This window comes from Luteibacter sp. ME-Dv--P-043b (assembly GCF_030209605.1).
Lineage (GTDB): Bacteria > Pseudomonadota > Gammaproteobacteria > Xanthomonadales > Rhodanobacteraceae > Luteibacter.
In genome coordinates this window covers 40,715-53,338 of record NZ_JARVRT010000033.1, presented here as the reverse complement: position 1 = coordinate 53,338, position 12,624 = coordinate 40,715, and the positions used below count along the sequence as shown (strand labels likewise).

Below are 12,624 nucleotides of genomic sequence, written 5' to 3'. Positions count from 1 at the left end.
CGACGCCGTGCAGGGAACGTCACGCGGCGCGGTAATAGTCCACGGGACGATAGCCGCGTGCGTACAGGCCGAACGCCAGCGCGGCGACGGCAGCAAAGGCGGCGAAGAAGAACATCTGGAACGCGGTAGCCCCCATGCCCGTGCCCGCGATGCCCGCCAGCACGGCCTCGTTGCGCACACCTGCGTTGGCCAGCAGCACCCAGAGGTTGCCGACGGTGACGCTCAACGTCCAGAAGCTCATCAGCGTGCCCTTCATCGACGGCGGTGCCTGGCTGTAGGCAAATTCCAGGCCGGTCGCCGAGACCAGCACCTCGCCCATGGTCAGCAACACGTACGGCAGCACCTGCCATGCGATCGACAGCGCGTCGCCACCGTCCAACGCCATTTGCAACACGCCGACCACTACCCAGGCCAGCGCGGAAAACACGATGCCCGCCGTCATGCGACGCAGGGCCGTGGGCTCGATGCCGGCCTTGCGCAGCAGCGGAAAGAGCACGAGGTTGTTGAAGGGGATCAGCAGCAGCACCAGCAGCGGATTGATCGCCTGCATCTGCGCGGGGTGCAGCCAGTCGGGCGCACGCATCGCGCCAGCCTGGAGCACCCAGGTCGAGGCTTTTTGGTCAAACAGGGACCAGAACGGCGTAACCAGGGCGAACACCACCAGCACGCGCAGCACCACCGCCACGCCGTCGATCGCCTCGTCGGGGTGAGCACCGCGCGCCCGCTCCAGCTGCATGCGCGTACCGATGCCACCCCCGACCAGGATCGCCACGAGCCCGAGGCACAGCGCCGCGACGATGCCGAGCACCGGCGTGGTCGCCAGTGCCGCCAGCGCCAGCATAACAGACCCCGCGGCGACCCATAAACCCGGCCGGCCCTGCCCTTCGCGACGGGTGAGCAACGCGGTGCGCACCACCTTCATGAAACCGTGGGGATCGTTCCCCGCGGGTGGTGCCATCACGTAGTGACGCCGACCGCACCAGAACACCACGGTGGCAACGAACATCAACGCACCGGGAATGCCAAACGCCACGGCTGCGCCGTAATGGCGCAGGAAGAAGGGCATAGACACCGATGCGAGAAACGAACCGACGTTGATGATCCAGTAGAACGCATCGAACACGACCTTCGCCAGGCGTCGGTTCCCCTCGTCGAACTGGTCGCCGACGAACGCCGCGACGCAGGGCTTGATCCCGCCCGCGCCCAGGGCGATCAACGCAAGGCCGGTGTAGAAGCCTGCCACGCTGTGCTCGAACATGGCCAGGCAGAGGTGCCCCAGGCAGTAGACCAGGCTGAGCCACAGCACGGTGCGGTACTTGCCGAACCAGCGGTCGGCCAGCCAGCCGCCCAGCAGCGGAAAGAAATACACGCCGATGACGAAGGTATGGAACACGTCCTTGGCCGCCCCCGCACGCTCCGCCTCCGGCAGGTACAGCAGCAGCGAAGTGATCAGGAACGGCGTCAGGATGTTGCGCATGCCGTAGAAGCTGAAGCGCTCGCACCCCTCGTTACCGATGATGTAGGCGATCTGCCGCGGCATGCACTCCGGCGGGCTGGCGGCATCGGCGATGGGCGTCATGGGCGTTTCCGCGGCTTACGAAGAAGCGCTGGATGCTAAACGAAACGCTCAGGCGCCCCGCGTTACGCTAGGTCATTCGACAGCCCAAGGAGCGACCATGCACGCGATCCCCACCGGCCTCATCGGCTACGGCACCGCAGGCGCCTTCTTCCATGCACCACTGATCGCCGCTGCGGAGGGCCTGCACCTTGCCGCCATCGGCAGCCGCCGCGCCGACCAGATCGCCCGTGACTTTCCCGAGGCCAAGGCCTACGAAAATCCTCATGATTTGCTGGCCGACCCCTCGCTCGAACTGATCGTCATCGCCTCGCCGAACGAAAGCCACGCCCCGCTGGCACGTGCCGCGCTGGAAGCCGGCAAGCACGTCGTGGTCGACAAGCCGTTCACCCTGGACACGGCGGAAGCCGACGCGCTCATCGAACTGGCCGACCGGGTGGAGCGCCGCCTTTCGGTTTTCCAGAACCGTCGCTGGGACAACGATTTCCTGACGGTACGCCGCCTGATCGAAGACGGCCGACTGGGCGAAGTCGTCTACTTCGAAACCCACTTCGATCGCTTCCGGCCCGAGATCAAGCCGGGCTGGCGGGAAACCGACGTTGCCGGGTCGGGCGTGCTGTACGACCTCGGCGCGCACCTGATCGACCAGGCCCTGGTGTTGTTCGGCCTGCCCCGCGCGATCACCGCGGATGTCATGCGCCAGCGCGCGGCCGCCAAAACCGATGACTACTTCCACCTGGTGCTGGATTACGGTCACCGCCGCGCGGTGCTGCACGCGTCGGCACTGGTCCGCGATCCGGGGCCGCGTTACCTGGTGCACGGCGATGGCGGCAGCTTCGTCAAGTACGGCATCGACGGGCAGGAGGCCGCCCTGCGCGAAGGTCGCCGTCCGGGCAGCGAGCACTGGGGCGACGACGATCCCACGCTGTTCGGTCGCTTCACCGATGCCGATGGCAGCACCACGGTCATCGACACCCTGCCTGGCCGCTACACCGCGTACTACGACGGCGTCGCGGCGGCCATCCGCGGGGCATCGGCGGTACCCGTGGACCCGCGCGAATCGCGCGACGTCATCCGCGTGATCGAGGCGGCGCAGGTGAGCGCACGCGAACGACGCACGGTGGTGCTATAGGGCATCGCCGGTGGCCACGCCACGGGAGCGGTCGCTGACCCAGCCGCTCCATGACGGTGCATACAGGCGCGAACCGCACAGGCCCGCGTGCTCCATGGCGAGCAGGTTGTGGCACGCGGTGACGCCGGATCCGCACATGTGCACCACATCGTCCGCGGGGTGCGGACCGATCACACCCTCGAACGCCCGACGCAGGCTCTCGGGGGAATGGAACGTGCCATCGGCGTCGAGGTTGTCCGCGAACGGGCGGTTGCGCGCACCGGGCACGTGCCCGGCCACCGGGTCCAACGGCTCGACCTCGCCGCGATAACGCGGCGTGGCACGCGCATCCAGCAGGACCAGCCGTCCCGACGCCACACCCTCGGCCAGGGCGTCGGCATCCACCGTGCCGGCTTCGTCGAAGGCCACATGCACAGCCGTCGCCTCGCGCTGCGGCACCTCGGCATCCACGGGCAACCCGGCCCGCGTCCAGGCGGCCCAGCCGCCATCTAGCACGGCCACGTTGTCTAGGCCGGCCAGCCGCGCCAGCCACCAGAAGCGCGCGGCTGCCAGGGCCCCGCCGGCCGCATCGTAGACGACCACCTGCAGGTCCGGCCGCCAGCCCGAGCGCGCCAGCCAGCCCTGGAAGCGCTCGGGCGAGGGCAACGGATGGCGACCGCGGCCGTTCGCGGGCGTCGCCATGTCGGCCAGGTCGCGGTCGAGATCGGCACGCACGGCGCCGCGGACATGCGCCCGTGCATAGTCCGCGTCGCCCTGGTCGGGGTGGGCGAGGTCGAAACGGGCATCGACGAACAGCACGTCGTGCGCGGAGAGGTGGGCGGCGGTGCCGGCATCGACGAGCGTGCGCGAGATCAGCATGGGTGGTGTCCCATCCGTTTCAGCAGGTTGAGGAGGATGGCCGCCGTGACGCCCCAGATGCGGTAGCCGGCATGCAGGAATTCGACCATGTCACGACGATGGCCGCGGAACTCCATGGTGTAGCGACGCAGGTTGTCCGGCTCGAGGAAGAACGCGAACGGCACCTCGAACACCTCGGCCACTTCGCCGGGATCCGGCCGGAGCACGGCATCGGCGTCGATGCGCGCGACCACCGGCGTGACCGAGTAGCCGCTGATCGTCTCGAACGCGTCCAGGAAGCCCAGCGGCGTGACCTTGCGCGCGTCCAGCCCGATTTCCTCGTGGCTCTCGCGCAGCGCGGTGGCGACCGCGTCCCGGTCGACGTCTTCCACCCGCCCGCCGGGAAACGCGACCTGCCCCGCGTGCTGTTGCAACGTGTCCGTACGGACCGTGAGCACGACGTTCTGCTCGCGATCGTCGCGGATGCCGATCAGCACGGCAGCCGCACGGCGCGGACCGTCGCCGATCAGTTCAGCCATGTCGTGGTGGTTCCAGCCGCGCGGGCCGGGCGGTGCGTCCAGCGGCAACAACGCGCCACGCAAACGGGCCAGGAGGTCTTCCATTACCCGGCCTGCCGGGTCGGGAGGACCTCGTCCATCAGCCAGCGCTTGCGGTCGTCGTCCAGCGACGACCAGCAGGCGATCTCGTCGCCCGTGCGCAGGCAACCCACGCACAGGCCGCGCGCGTCGAGGCGGCACACGCCGGTGCACGGGGTAAGGGGGAGCGAGGAGGAAGGGACCGGGGACATACCGTCGGCCATTCTAGCGCGACCCTCAGGGCTTGACGTCGATCAGCTCGAGGTCGAACACCAGCGCCTCGTTGGGGCCGATGCGGGGCAGTTCGCCGCGCTCGCCATACGCCAGCGCGGGCGGAATCACGACCTTCCACTTGTCGCCCACGCGCATGCGCGGGATCACGTCCTGCCAGCCAGGAATCACCCGGTTGACCGTGAAGGTCACGGGCTTGCCGTGCGCGTAGGAACTATCGAACTCGGTGCCGTCGATCAACGCACCGCGGTAATTGACCACCACGGTGCTGGTGACGCTCGCCTGCGCGCCGCGGCCCTTGTTGAGCACGGCGTACTGGATACCGGAAGGCAGCGTGGTGACGCCCGGTCGGACCCGGTTGCGGGCGAGGAAATCGCTGCTGCGCTTGGCGTTGGCGGCGGCGACACGGCGGAACTCCACCACGGAATCGCGCTGCACCTTGGCGTCGAAGTTCACCAACTGCTGCTGCATGACATCGATGGGCACGCCCGGCGCGCGCTTGGCGTAGCCGTCCTGGAGCGCCCTGACCAGCACCGCGATGTCGACATCGGGCTGGGCGCTGTTGGCGAACTGGGTGCCGATCTGGTAACCGATGGCGTACGACAGCCGGGTCTTGTCGATGGCCGGTGCGGCGGAAGCGTTTGCCGTGGCCGGCCCCTGGGCCAACGCCGGGATGGCGGGCAGGCACAGCAAGGCGGCGATCGTGACCAGCAAACGCGAGGATGGCATCCCGTTCTCCAAGAACCCGGAACCCTGGGCGTGCGTGGAGGATAATCCATCGGCCGCTGCCCCGTCCGTACACCCTCAGACGCCGCGGAAGGGGTAAAGGTTCCCCTGCTACCATCCGCCGCCTTGCCCCACCGCCAGGAGCCTCCATGGCCTTTCGTACCCTCGTCACCGCCGATCGCGGCGCCGTCCGTCACATCACCGTCAACCGCCCCGACAAGCTCAACGCGCTCAACTGCGAGACCATCGGCGAGCTGACCCTGGCCTTCCGGCAGGCCGCGCAGGACGACGCCATCCGCGTCGTGGTGCTGGCTGGTGCGGGTGAGAAGGCATTCGTCGCCGGCGCGGACATTTCCGAAATGTCCGACTGGTCGCCCGTGAAGGCGCAGGCCGCGTCACGCGCCGGGCAGGACCTGATGCTGACGGTAGAGCGCCTGGGCAAGCCCGTGATCGCGAAGATCCAGGGCTACACCCTGGGTGGCGGGATGGAGCTGGCCATGGCGTGCCATCTTCGCGTAGCCAGCGAAAAGGCACGCTTCGGCCAGCCGGAGATCGGCCTGGGTCTGATTCCCGGTTTCGGCGGCACGCAGCGCCTGACCCGTCTCGCCGGTCGGGGCCTGGCACTGGAGTTGTGCCTGCTGGGCCAGCAAATCGATTCGGCCCGCGCCGAGCGCACCGGCTTGGTCACCCGCGTGGTGGCGGCCGACGAACTGGACGCCGCCGTGGATAACCTGGCCGACCAGCTGGCGGCCGCGGCACCGCTGGCCCTCAAGGGCATCCTGGAGGCCGTGATCGAAGGCGGCGAATGCGCGATCGACCAGGGCCTGGCCTTCGAGACACAGGGCTTCGCCATCGCGTTCTCCACCGAGGACATGCGTGAAGGCACCGGCGCGTTCCTGGAACGGCGCAAGCCGGTGTTCAAGGGCGCCTGATACGGCGCCCGTGGTGCGTCAGTCGTGGCCGCCGGCGTATTTCTTCTCGCCCGCGGTCACGCGCACGTCCAGCCGGTTTTCCGGCGGCGCCAGCGGGCACGTGGCATACGGCGTGAACGCGCACGGCGGGTTGCGCGCCTCGTTGAAATCCAGCACCAGCTTGCCGTCCTTGGCCAGCGGCGTATCCAGGAAGCGCGCCGCGCCGTAGGTTTCCTTGCCGCTGGTACGGTCGGCGAAGACGAAGAACAGCGAATCGGGTTCTTCCTGGATGGGGTAGAGCTCGAAGGTGTGGCCATCGCGCGTGAACACCGCCTTGCCCGGCACCTTCTCCTTGTCGATCGTGCCGAGCACCGAGCCGATTTCCAGCTCGTGCGGCGGATCGAACGGCACCCAGCGGGCTTCCACGCGCCACGTCGGATCGACGGTGAAGTAATCCAGGCCAGCAAAGTGCGTGCGCGTGGCGGCGTTGTCGTCCTTCACGCGCAGGGCTTTCTTGCCGTCGCGGGCGATGACGAAGAAACGGGCCGAGCCGAAGCGGACTTCCGTGGGCTTGCCGCCGGCGCCGCCATCGTCGACGAGCGTGGCGCGCTGCACCTCGCGACCGTCGACCAGCGCACCGCTGCCGGGCGCCAGCTCGATGGTGACCGCCCCGCCGTCGTCCAGCGTGACGACACCCAGGTGGGCGGGGCCGGCCTTGAGGACGATATCGTTGTCGGCGGCGCTGCCGATGCGATTGGCACCGGGCTGCAACCAGTCCAGCCCGACCAGGCTGAGCCAGCCGTCCGGCGCCTTCAGTGCGTCGATGCGTGCGGCACGCACCTTCTCGATGGCGGCGGTGTAGGCGTCGCCGGCAATGGCGTTGCCGGTGGTGACCGCGACGACGGAGGCGAAGGCAAGCGAACGGATCATGGCGAAACCCCGGTTTGGACGTCTATCCGTCCAGCATACATCGATTCATCGACCGCGCAGGAACAGCCGGTCCAGCTCGCCCAGCGACAGCTGCACCCAGGTGGGACGGCCATGGTTGCACTGGGCGGAGCGCTCGGTGGCTTCCATCTCGCGCAGCAGCGCGTTCATTTCGGGCAGGCCCAGGCGCCGGCCGGCACGCACGGAGCCATGGCAGGCCATGGTGGAGAGCAGTTCGTTTTCCAGTTCTTCCAGCCGGCGCGAGCTGCCGTGCTGGGCCAGTTCGGCCAGCACGTCGCGGGTGAGCTGGGCCACATCGGCGCTTTCCAGCAACGACGGCACGCGCCGCACGACCACGCCCGAAGGACCGCTGCGCGACAGCTCCAGGCCCCAGTCGGCGAGCGCCTCGGCATGCTCTTCCGCGGCGGCGGCCTCGCGCGCGCTGACCGCGATCGACAGCGGCACCAGCAGCATCTGCGAGCGCAGGCTGGAGGTGACGCGGCCGTTCTTCAGCTTTTCGTAGGTGATCCGCTCGTGCGCGGCGTGCATGTCGACCAGCACCATGCCGTGTTCGTTCTCGGCCAGCACGTAGATGCTCTTCAGCTGCGCGATGGCGTAGCCCAGCGGGGGGATGCCACCCTCCGTATCCGGTTCGTCGCCGGCGGCCGGCGGCGTCCAGGAAGTCGACGGCCGCGGCGTCGACAGGGACGTCGTGGCGCCGAACAGGGTCTTGTAGTCGGCCAGGGGCTCGTCGCGCACGCCCAGGCCCAGTCGCGACTGGCTGCCTGCCTGCGGCCAGGCGGGCATCGATGCCATGCGCGATCCCGCGCCACCGCCCGCAAATGCCCCCGGCGCTGTCCCCTGCCCCGCGTCGGTGCCGCCGGCCATGCCTGACGGCGCATCGGTCGAGGGCGCTGCGCCGATGCCGGCACGCGTCTGCGCCAGTGCCTCGTGCAGCGTGCGGAACAGGAAATCGTGGATCAGCCGCTGCTCGCGGAAGCGCACTTCGCTCTTCGCCGGGTGCACGTTCACGTCCACGCCGACCGGATCGAGCGCTAGGAACAGCACGAACACCGGATGGCGACCGTGGAACAGCACGTCCGCATACGCCTGGCGCACGGCGTGGGCGACGATGCGGTCGCGGACCAGCCGACCGTTGACGTAGAAATATTGCTGGTCGGCCTGCGAGCGTGACGCGGTAGGCAGGCCGACCCAGCCGGACAGGCTCAGGCCCGCGGCCTCGTGGTCCACGCGCAGGGCCTGGCCGGGAAACTCGGGGCCGAGCACTTCGGCCACGCGCGCCAGCGCCGCGTGTTCGTCGCGTGCCGGCTTGAGCAGGCGCACCGGCTTGCCGTTGTGCGAGAGCCGGATATCGACACCCTCGCGGGCCAGCGCCAGCGATTTCAGCAGGTCGTCGATGTGCGCGAACTCGGTGCGCTCGGCGCGGAGGAACTTGCGCCGGGCCGGCACGTTGTAGAACAGGTCGCGCACCTCGATGGTGGTGCCCGGCGGATGCTGCGCGGGCCGCGCATCCTGCAGGCGACCGCCGTCCACGTCGATGCGCCAGGCGGCGTCCTGCCCCGCATGCCGCGAGGTGAGCGAGAAGCGCGCCACGGACGAGACGGAGGCCAGCGCCTCGCCACGAAAGCCCATGCTGGCCACGCGCTCCAGGTCGTCGAAGCTGCCGATCTTGCTGGTGGCATGCGAGGCGACGGCCAGGGCCAGTTCGTCACGCGGAATGCCGCCGCCGTCGTCGCGCACGCGAATCAGCCGGGAGCCGCCCTGCTCGATGTCGACCTCGATCCGGCGCGCACCGGCATCGATGCTGTTCTCGACGAGTTCCTTGACTACCGAGGCGGGTCGCTCGATGACTTCGCCGGCCGCGATCTGGTTGATCAGCTCGGGCGGCAGGGGGCGGATGGGCATGGATGACAACCTGACTGCGTTCAGGTTGAAAGCATAGCCCAAGGGCGCGGCGTCAGCTCGCGGGAATGACCATGACCGAGCCGACGCGGACGTTGTTGTCGTTCATCTTGTTGGCGATCTTGAGTGCGCCGACGGATACGCCGTACTGCTGGGCGATGCCGGTCAGGGTCTCGCCGCGGTTGACGCGGTGGAGGTCGCGCACGTTCTCGTCGGCACGACCCGACCGCGTTTCGACGCGATTCCGTGCGGGCGACGGGGAGGCCTCGGCCTTGGCAAGGGCCTTACGGCCGGGCGTCGCCACGCGCGAAGCCGCCTTGACGGCATCGGAGGCCACCGCACCGGCGTCGGACGCCACGGCAGGCGCCGCGGGTGCGGACGCGGCCGTCGCGGCCAGCGAGGTGCCGTTGCGCCGCGCGGCCTGCGCCGCGAACCAGGTGCCCGGCGGCGGCATGGATTCGAAATAATTGCGCACGCCACCGAGCACGGCGGTAGCCAGCTCGCGGCGATGGCCGTCGTCACGCAGGCGGCGTTCTTCTTCCGGGTTGGTGATGAAGGCCGTTTCCACGAGGATGGACGGCACGTCCGGCGAACGCAGCACCACGAAGTTGGCGCGCTCCACGTAGCCGCGGTGCGTCGGACCCAGGCGACCCAGCGCCTTGAGCACGTTGCCAGCGATGGATTCGCTGGCCTGCATGGCGTAGCCCTGCTGGAGGTCCAGCAACACCGCCGCCAGCGAGTCGTCCTTGTCGTCCAGCGACACGCCGCCGACCAGGTCGGCGCGGTTTTCGCGATCGGCCAGCCAGCGCGAGGCTTCGGACGTCTTGCCGCGCGGCGACAGCACCCAGACCGACGAGCCCTTCGCGTCGCCGTTCTTGAACGCATCCGCGTGGATCGACACGAACATGTCGGCGTTGTGCTCGCGGGCGATCTCGTAGCGGCGCTTCAACGGGATGAAGTAGTCGCCGTTGCGGGTCAGCACGGCCTGCATGCCGGGCTGGCGGTTGATCTGGTCGGCCAGCTCGCGCGCCACCTGCAGGGTGACATCTTTTTCGCGCAAGCCGGTGGCGCCGCGGGCGCCCGGATCCTCGCCACCGTGGCCGGCATCGATGGCCACGACCACCTTGCGCTCGCCACCGAGCATCGGCGGCGAACCCGCCGGAATCGTCTTGCCCGCCTTGCCGCGCCTGCCGCGCAGGGGAGCCACAGCGGGCGCCTCGGTGGGGGATTCGGCGATAGCCGTGGCGAGCGACGGCGCATCCGTATCCGACGGGCTGTTGTCGCCTGGATCGCTCTGGCCGCCGGGGTACAGATCGAGCACCAGCCGATAGCCGTAATCGCCGGCCGGCTTGAGCAGGAAACTCTTGGGCTTGGCGCGGGCGTCCACGGTAGCCACCACGCGGGCGCCGCCGCCCTGCTTCCCCGCCGTCATGGACTGGAACAGGCCCTGCTTGCCCGGCGCGGAGAAGTTGCCCGCCACGGTGCTCCCGGCGATATCGAGGACTACGCTGCCGGGCGTATCGCCCTGGGACATCTTGTACGTGGCGGGGCCGGACAGATCGAACACCACACGGGTGTATTCAGGACCGGCCCACACCCGCGCCGACTTGACGTCGGCGGCCAAAGCCAGGGCAGGCGCCAGCGTCGCGAGGGCGATCGCGCACACGAATCCACGGAATTTGAAGATGATTCCCCTCATACGGCCCGGATTGAACTCCATGCGCCCGACGAATGCAATATGTTTTCCCTTGATAATCCATAACCTGCGAAACCTTCGTCAACGTCCGTACAGGAATGTCTTCCAAACGAGGACACGTGTCAGCGAGGTAACCCCGCAAGGAGGCGCTCCCCGAGCACCGAGCGGGCCTCCAGCCGCACGGCACGGCCGCCGTCGGCGTGGCGGAAATGGAGTTCCAGGTCGACCGGCGGCAACGCGCCCACGCCGCGCTCCGGCCATTCCACCAGCACGACGGCGCCGGGCTCCGCCAGGCTGTCCAGGCCGAGCCACTCCAGTTCGCCGGGGTCGGCGATGCGGTACAGATCGAGGTGGAAGGCCCGTCGGTCGCCGATGTCGTAGCCCTCGACCAGGCTGTAGGTGGGGCTCTTCACCCGCTCGCCCACGCCAAGGGCGCGGAGGAAGGCCCGGGCGAACGTGGTCTTGCCCGCCCCCAGGTCGCCATGCAGGAACACGACGAGGCCACCCTGCAGGGCCACGGCCAGTTCGCGGCCAAAGGCCAGCGTGGCGTCTTCGTCGGCAAGGACGCGTTCTTCGCCACTCATGCGGGCAACCCGTTGACCAGCCGGCGCAAGGGCTCCAGCAGGTCGCCGGCCAGCAGCCCCCGCTCGCCCTGCCGTGCGGCCACGTCCGCCGCGCGCGCGTGCAGCGCCACGCCCAGGCAGGCGGCCTCGTAAGGCTCGCAACCCTGCCCCAGCAAGCCGGCGATGATGCCGGTAAGGGTATCGCCCATGCCGCCGCTGGCCATGCCCGGATTACCCCAGGGGCAGACCGAGACCTGGCCGTCCGGCGAGGCGATCAGGCTGCCGTTGCCCTTGAGCACCACAACCGCCCCGTAGCGTTGCGCCAGCTCGCGGACCGCGGCGAAGCGATCCGTCTGGACGGCCCGGGTATCCCGGCCAAGCAGGCGGGCCGCCTCGCCCGGATGCGGCGTCAGCACGACCTTCTCCGGCAGCGCGCGCGCATGGGTATGCAGCAGGTTGAGGCCGTCCGCATCCAGCACCGTCGGCAGGCCGGCGTCCAGCGCCGTGGTCCACAGCGCGTGACCCCAGGCGGCCTGGCCGAGGCCGGGCCCCAGCGCAACCACGGATGCCTTGTCGAGCATGGGCTGCAGCGCCTGCGGACCGTCGACGCCATGCGCCATCAGTTCCGGACGCGCCGCGTTCATCGCCGGCACGTTCGCTTCGCGCGTGGCCACACTGACCAACCCCGCGCCGGTGCGCAGGGCGGCCTCCGCGGCCATGCGCACCGCACCGCCCGTGCCGTGGTCGCCACCGATGGCCAGGACGTGCCCGTTGTTGCCCTTGTGCGAATCCCGCGGGCGTCTCGGGAGGGAGGCTTCTACCAGCAGGCGCGCGTCGGGCGCTTCCAGGATGCTGCCGGGCAGGTCCAGGCCATGCCGTTCGACGTCGCCGGCGAGCGCGGCGCGATGGGTATGCAGGCCGCGCTTGTGCACGATGAACGTAGCCGTCGCCACGGCCTGCACCGCGACGCCGGGGCAATCGCCGGTATCGGCGTCGAGCCCCGAGGGCACGTCCAGGGCGAGTACGGGGAGGCCGGCAGCGTTGATCGCCTCGATGGCGAGGGCCGCCGCGCCCTGGGGCGCCCGGTTCAGGCCCGTGCCGTAAATAGCGTCGACGATGACATCGGCGGGAGCGAGTCCGGCCCAGGCGTTCCACGACAACACCTTGCCACTCGCGGCGACGAAGGCGTCGCGAGCTTGCATGGCGTCCGTCCCCCGTGGGGCTTCCAGCGCGACGAGATCGACGGCGAGGCCGAGATCCAGCGCGTCGCGAGCCACGAGGTAGCCGTCACCGCCGTTGTTGCCGGCGCCGCAGACCACGCGGAGGCGCCGGGCCTGGGGCCAGCGCTGGCGCAGCATGCCGAACGCCGCGGCAGCCGCGCGCGTCATCAGCGCAAAGCCCGGGATACCGAGGTCGCCGATGGCGCGCTGGTCGATAGTGCGGGCCTGCGCGGACGTGAAAAGAGCGATATCGAGGTTGGGCGAAGTCATCGGAGGATTATAGGAG

At 69.4% G+C, this 12,624-nt stretch carries 10 protein-coding genes and 1 pseudogene; 2 read left to right on the top strand and 9 right to left on the bottom strand.

The genetic code is table 11. From position 1 onward, the window contains the following. Positions 1-19: 19 nt before the first annotated feature. Positions 20-1,579 (bottom strand): oligopeptide:H+ symporter, encoded by a 1,560-nt coding sequence (locus QRN34_RS16235; protein WP_285406018.1) that lies wholly within the window; start codon positions 1,577-1,579, stop codon positions 20-22. Positions 1,580-1,676: 97 nt separating this feature from the next. Here QRN34_RS16235 and QRN34_RS16230 point away from each other — a divergent pair, with 97 nt between their 5' ends. Beyond that, positions 1,677-2,708, top strand: a complete 1,032-nt coding sequence (locus QRN34_RS16230; RefSeq protein WP_285406016.1) for an oxidoreductase — start codon at positions 1,677-1,679, stop codon at positions 2,706-2,708. Here the strand turns inward: QRN34_RS16230 and QRN34_RS16225 are convergent. The 3 genes and pseudogenes from QRN34_RS16225 to QRN34_RS16215 form a co-directional block, all read right to left on the bottom strand. Further along, positions 2,703-3,566: a sulfurtransferase gene (locus QRN34_RS16225; RefSeq protein ID WP_285406015.1), complete on the bottom strand. Its 864-nt coding sequence runs from the start codon at positions 3,564-3,566 to the stop codon at positions 2,703-2,705. The two genes, QRN34_RS16230 and QRN34_RS16225, sit on opposite strands and share 6 nt — an antisense overlap. Further along, positions 3,560-4,353: pseudogene (locus QRN34_RS16220) on the bottom strand (CoA pyrophosphatase). The gene QRN34_RS16225 and the pseudogene QRN34_RS16220 overlap by 7 nt, the downstream one beginning before the upstream one ends. A 25-nt stretch (positions 4,354-4,378) precedes the next feature. Continuing rightward, complete coding sequence (locus QRN34_RS16215) at positions 4,379-5,101, bottom strand: FKBP-type peptidyl-prolyl cis-trans isomerase (RefSeq protein WP_285406012.1); 723 nt, start codon at positions 5,099-5,101, stop codon at positions 4,379-4,381. 146 nt (positions 5,102-5,247) lie between these two features. Between QRN34_RS16215 and QRN34_RS16210 the strand changes: the two genes are divergently transcribed. Further along, positions 5,248-6,030, top strand: a complete 783-nt coding sequence (locus QRN34_RS16210) for an enoyl-CoA hydratase-related protein (protein ID WP_285406009.1) — start codon at positions 5,248-5,250, stop codon at positions 6,028-6,030. An 18-nt stretch (positions 6,031-6,048) separates the two neighbouring features. Here the strand turns inward: QRN34_RS16210 and QRN34_RS16205 are convergent, their stop codons facing one another. From QRN34_RS16205 to QRN34_RS16185, 5 genes are all read right to left on the bottom strand, one after another. Next, the gene (locus tag QRN34_RS16205; RefSeq protein ID WP_285406006.1) at positions 6,049-6,939 is read right to left on the bottom strand and encodes a DUF1684 domain-containing protein; all 891 of its coding nucleotides are present in this window, start codon (positions 6,937-6,939) and stop codon (positions 6,049-6,051) included. A gap of 45 nt (positions 6,940-6,984) precedes the next feature. Continuing rightward, positions 6,985-8,862, bottom strand: coding sequence for a DNA mismatch repair endonuclease MutL (gene mutL / locus QRN34_RS16200; RefSeq protein WP_285406003.1), 1,878 nt, complete (start codon positions 8,860-8,862; stop codon positions 6,985-6,987). Positions 8,863-8,914: 52 nt separating this feature from the next. Beyond that, positions 8,915-10,558, bottom strand: coding sequence for an N-acetylmuramoyl-L-alanine amidase (locus QRN34_RS16195; RefSeq protein ID WP_285406000.1), 1,644 nt, complete (start codon positions 10,556-10,558; stop codon positions 8,915-8,917). A 119-nt stretch (positions 10,559-10,677) separates the two neighbouring features. After that, on the bottom strand, positions 10,678-11,139 hold the full coding sequence (tsaE, locus tag QRN34_RS16190; protein ID WP_285405997.1) for a tRNA (adenosine(37)-N6)-threonylcarbamoyltransferase complex ATPase subunit type 1 TsaE: 462 nt from the start codon (positions 11,137-11,139) through the stop codon (positions 10,678-10,680). Further along, a complete protein-coding gene (locus tag QRN34_RS16185) occupies positions 11,136-12,608 on the bottom strand; it encodes an NAD(P)H-hydrate dehydratase (RefSeq protein ID WP_285405995.1) in 1,473 nt (490 codons plus the stop codon). Before QRN34_RS16185 ends, tsaE begins: the two co-directional genes overlap by 4 nt. Between the last annotated feature and the right edge of the window lie 16 nt (positions 12,609-12,624).

Bases quoted from the DNA above. Each gene is read 5' to 3' on its own strand.
- QRN34_RS16235 (WP_285406018.1), bottom strand. From the start codon at position 1,579: ATGACGCCCATCGCCGATGCCGCCAGCCCGCCGGAGTGCATGCCGCGG.
- QRN34_RS16230 (WP_285406016.1), top strand. From the start codon at position 1,677: ATGCACGCGATCCCCACCGGCCTCATCGGCTACGGCACCGCAGGCGCC.
- QRN34_RS16225 (WP_285406015.1), bottom strand. From the start codon at position 3,566: ATGCTGATCTCGCGCACGCTCGTCGATGCCGGCACCGCCGCCCACCTC.
- QRN34_RS16215 (WP_285406012.1), bottom strand. From the start codon at position 5,101: ATGCCATCCTCGCGTTTGCTGGTCACGATCGCCGCCTTGCTGTGCCTG.
- QRN34_RS16210 (WP_285406009.1), top strand. From the start codon at position 5,248: ATGGCCTTTCGTACCCTCGTCACCGCCGATCGCGGCGCCGTCCGTCAC.
- QRN34_RS16205 (WP_285406006.1), bottom strand. From the start codon at position 6,939: ATGATCCGTTCGCTTGCCTTCGCCTCCGTCGTCGCGGTCACCACCGGC.
- mutL (WP_285406003.1), bottom strand. From the start codon at position 8,862: ATGCCCATCCGCCCCCTGCCGCCCGAGCTGATCAACCAGATCGCGGCC.
- QRN34_RS16195 (WP_285406000.1), bottom strand. From the start codon at position 10,558: ATGAGGGGAATCATCTTCAAATTCCGTGGATTCGTGTGCGCGATCGCC.
- tsaE (WP_285405997.1), bottom strand. From the start codon at position 11,139: ATGAGTGGCGAAGAACGCGTCCTTGCCGACGAAGACGCCACGCTGGCC.
- QRN34_RS16185 (WP_285405995.1), bottom strand. From the start codon at position 12,608: ATGACTTCGCCCAACCTCGATATCGCTCTTTTCACGTCCGCGCAGGCC.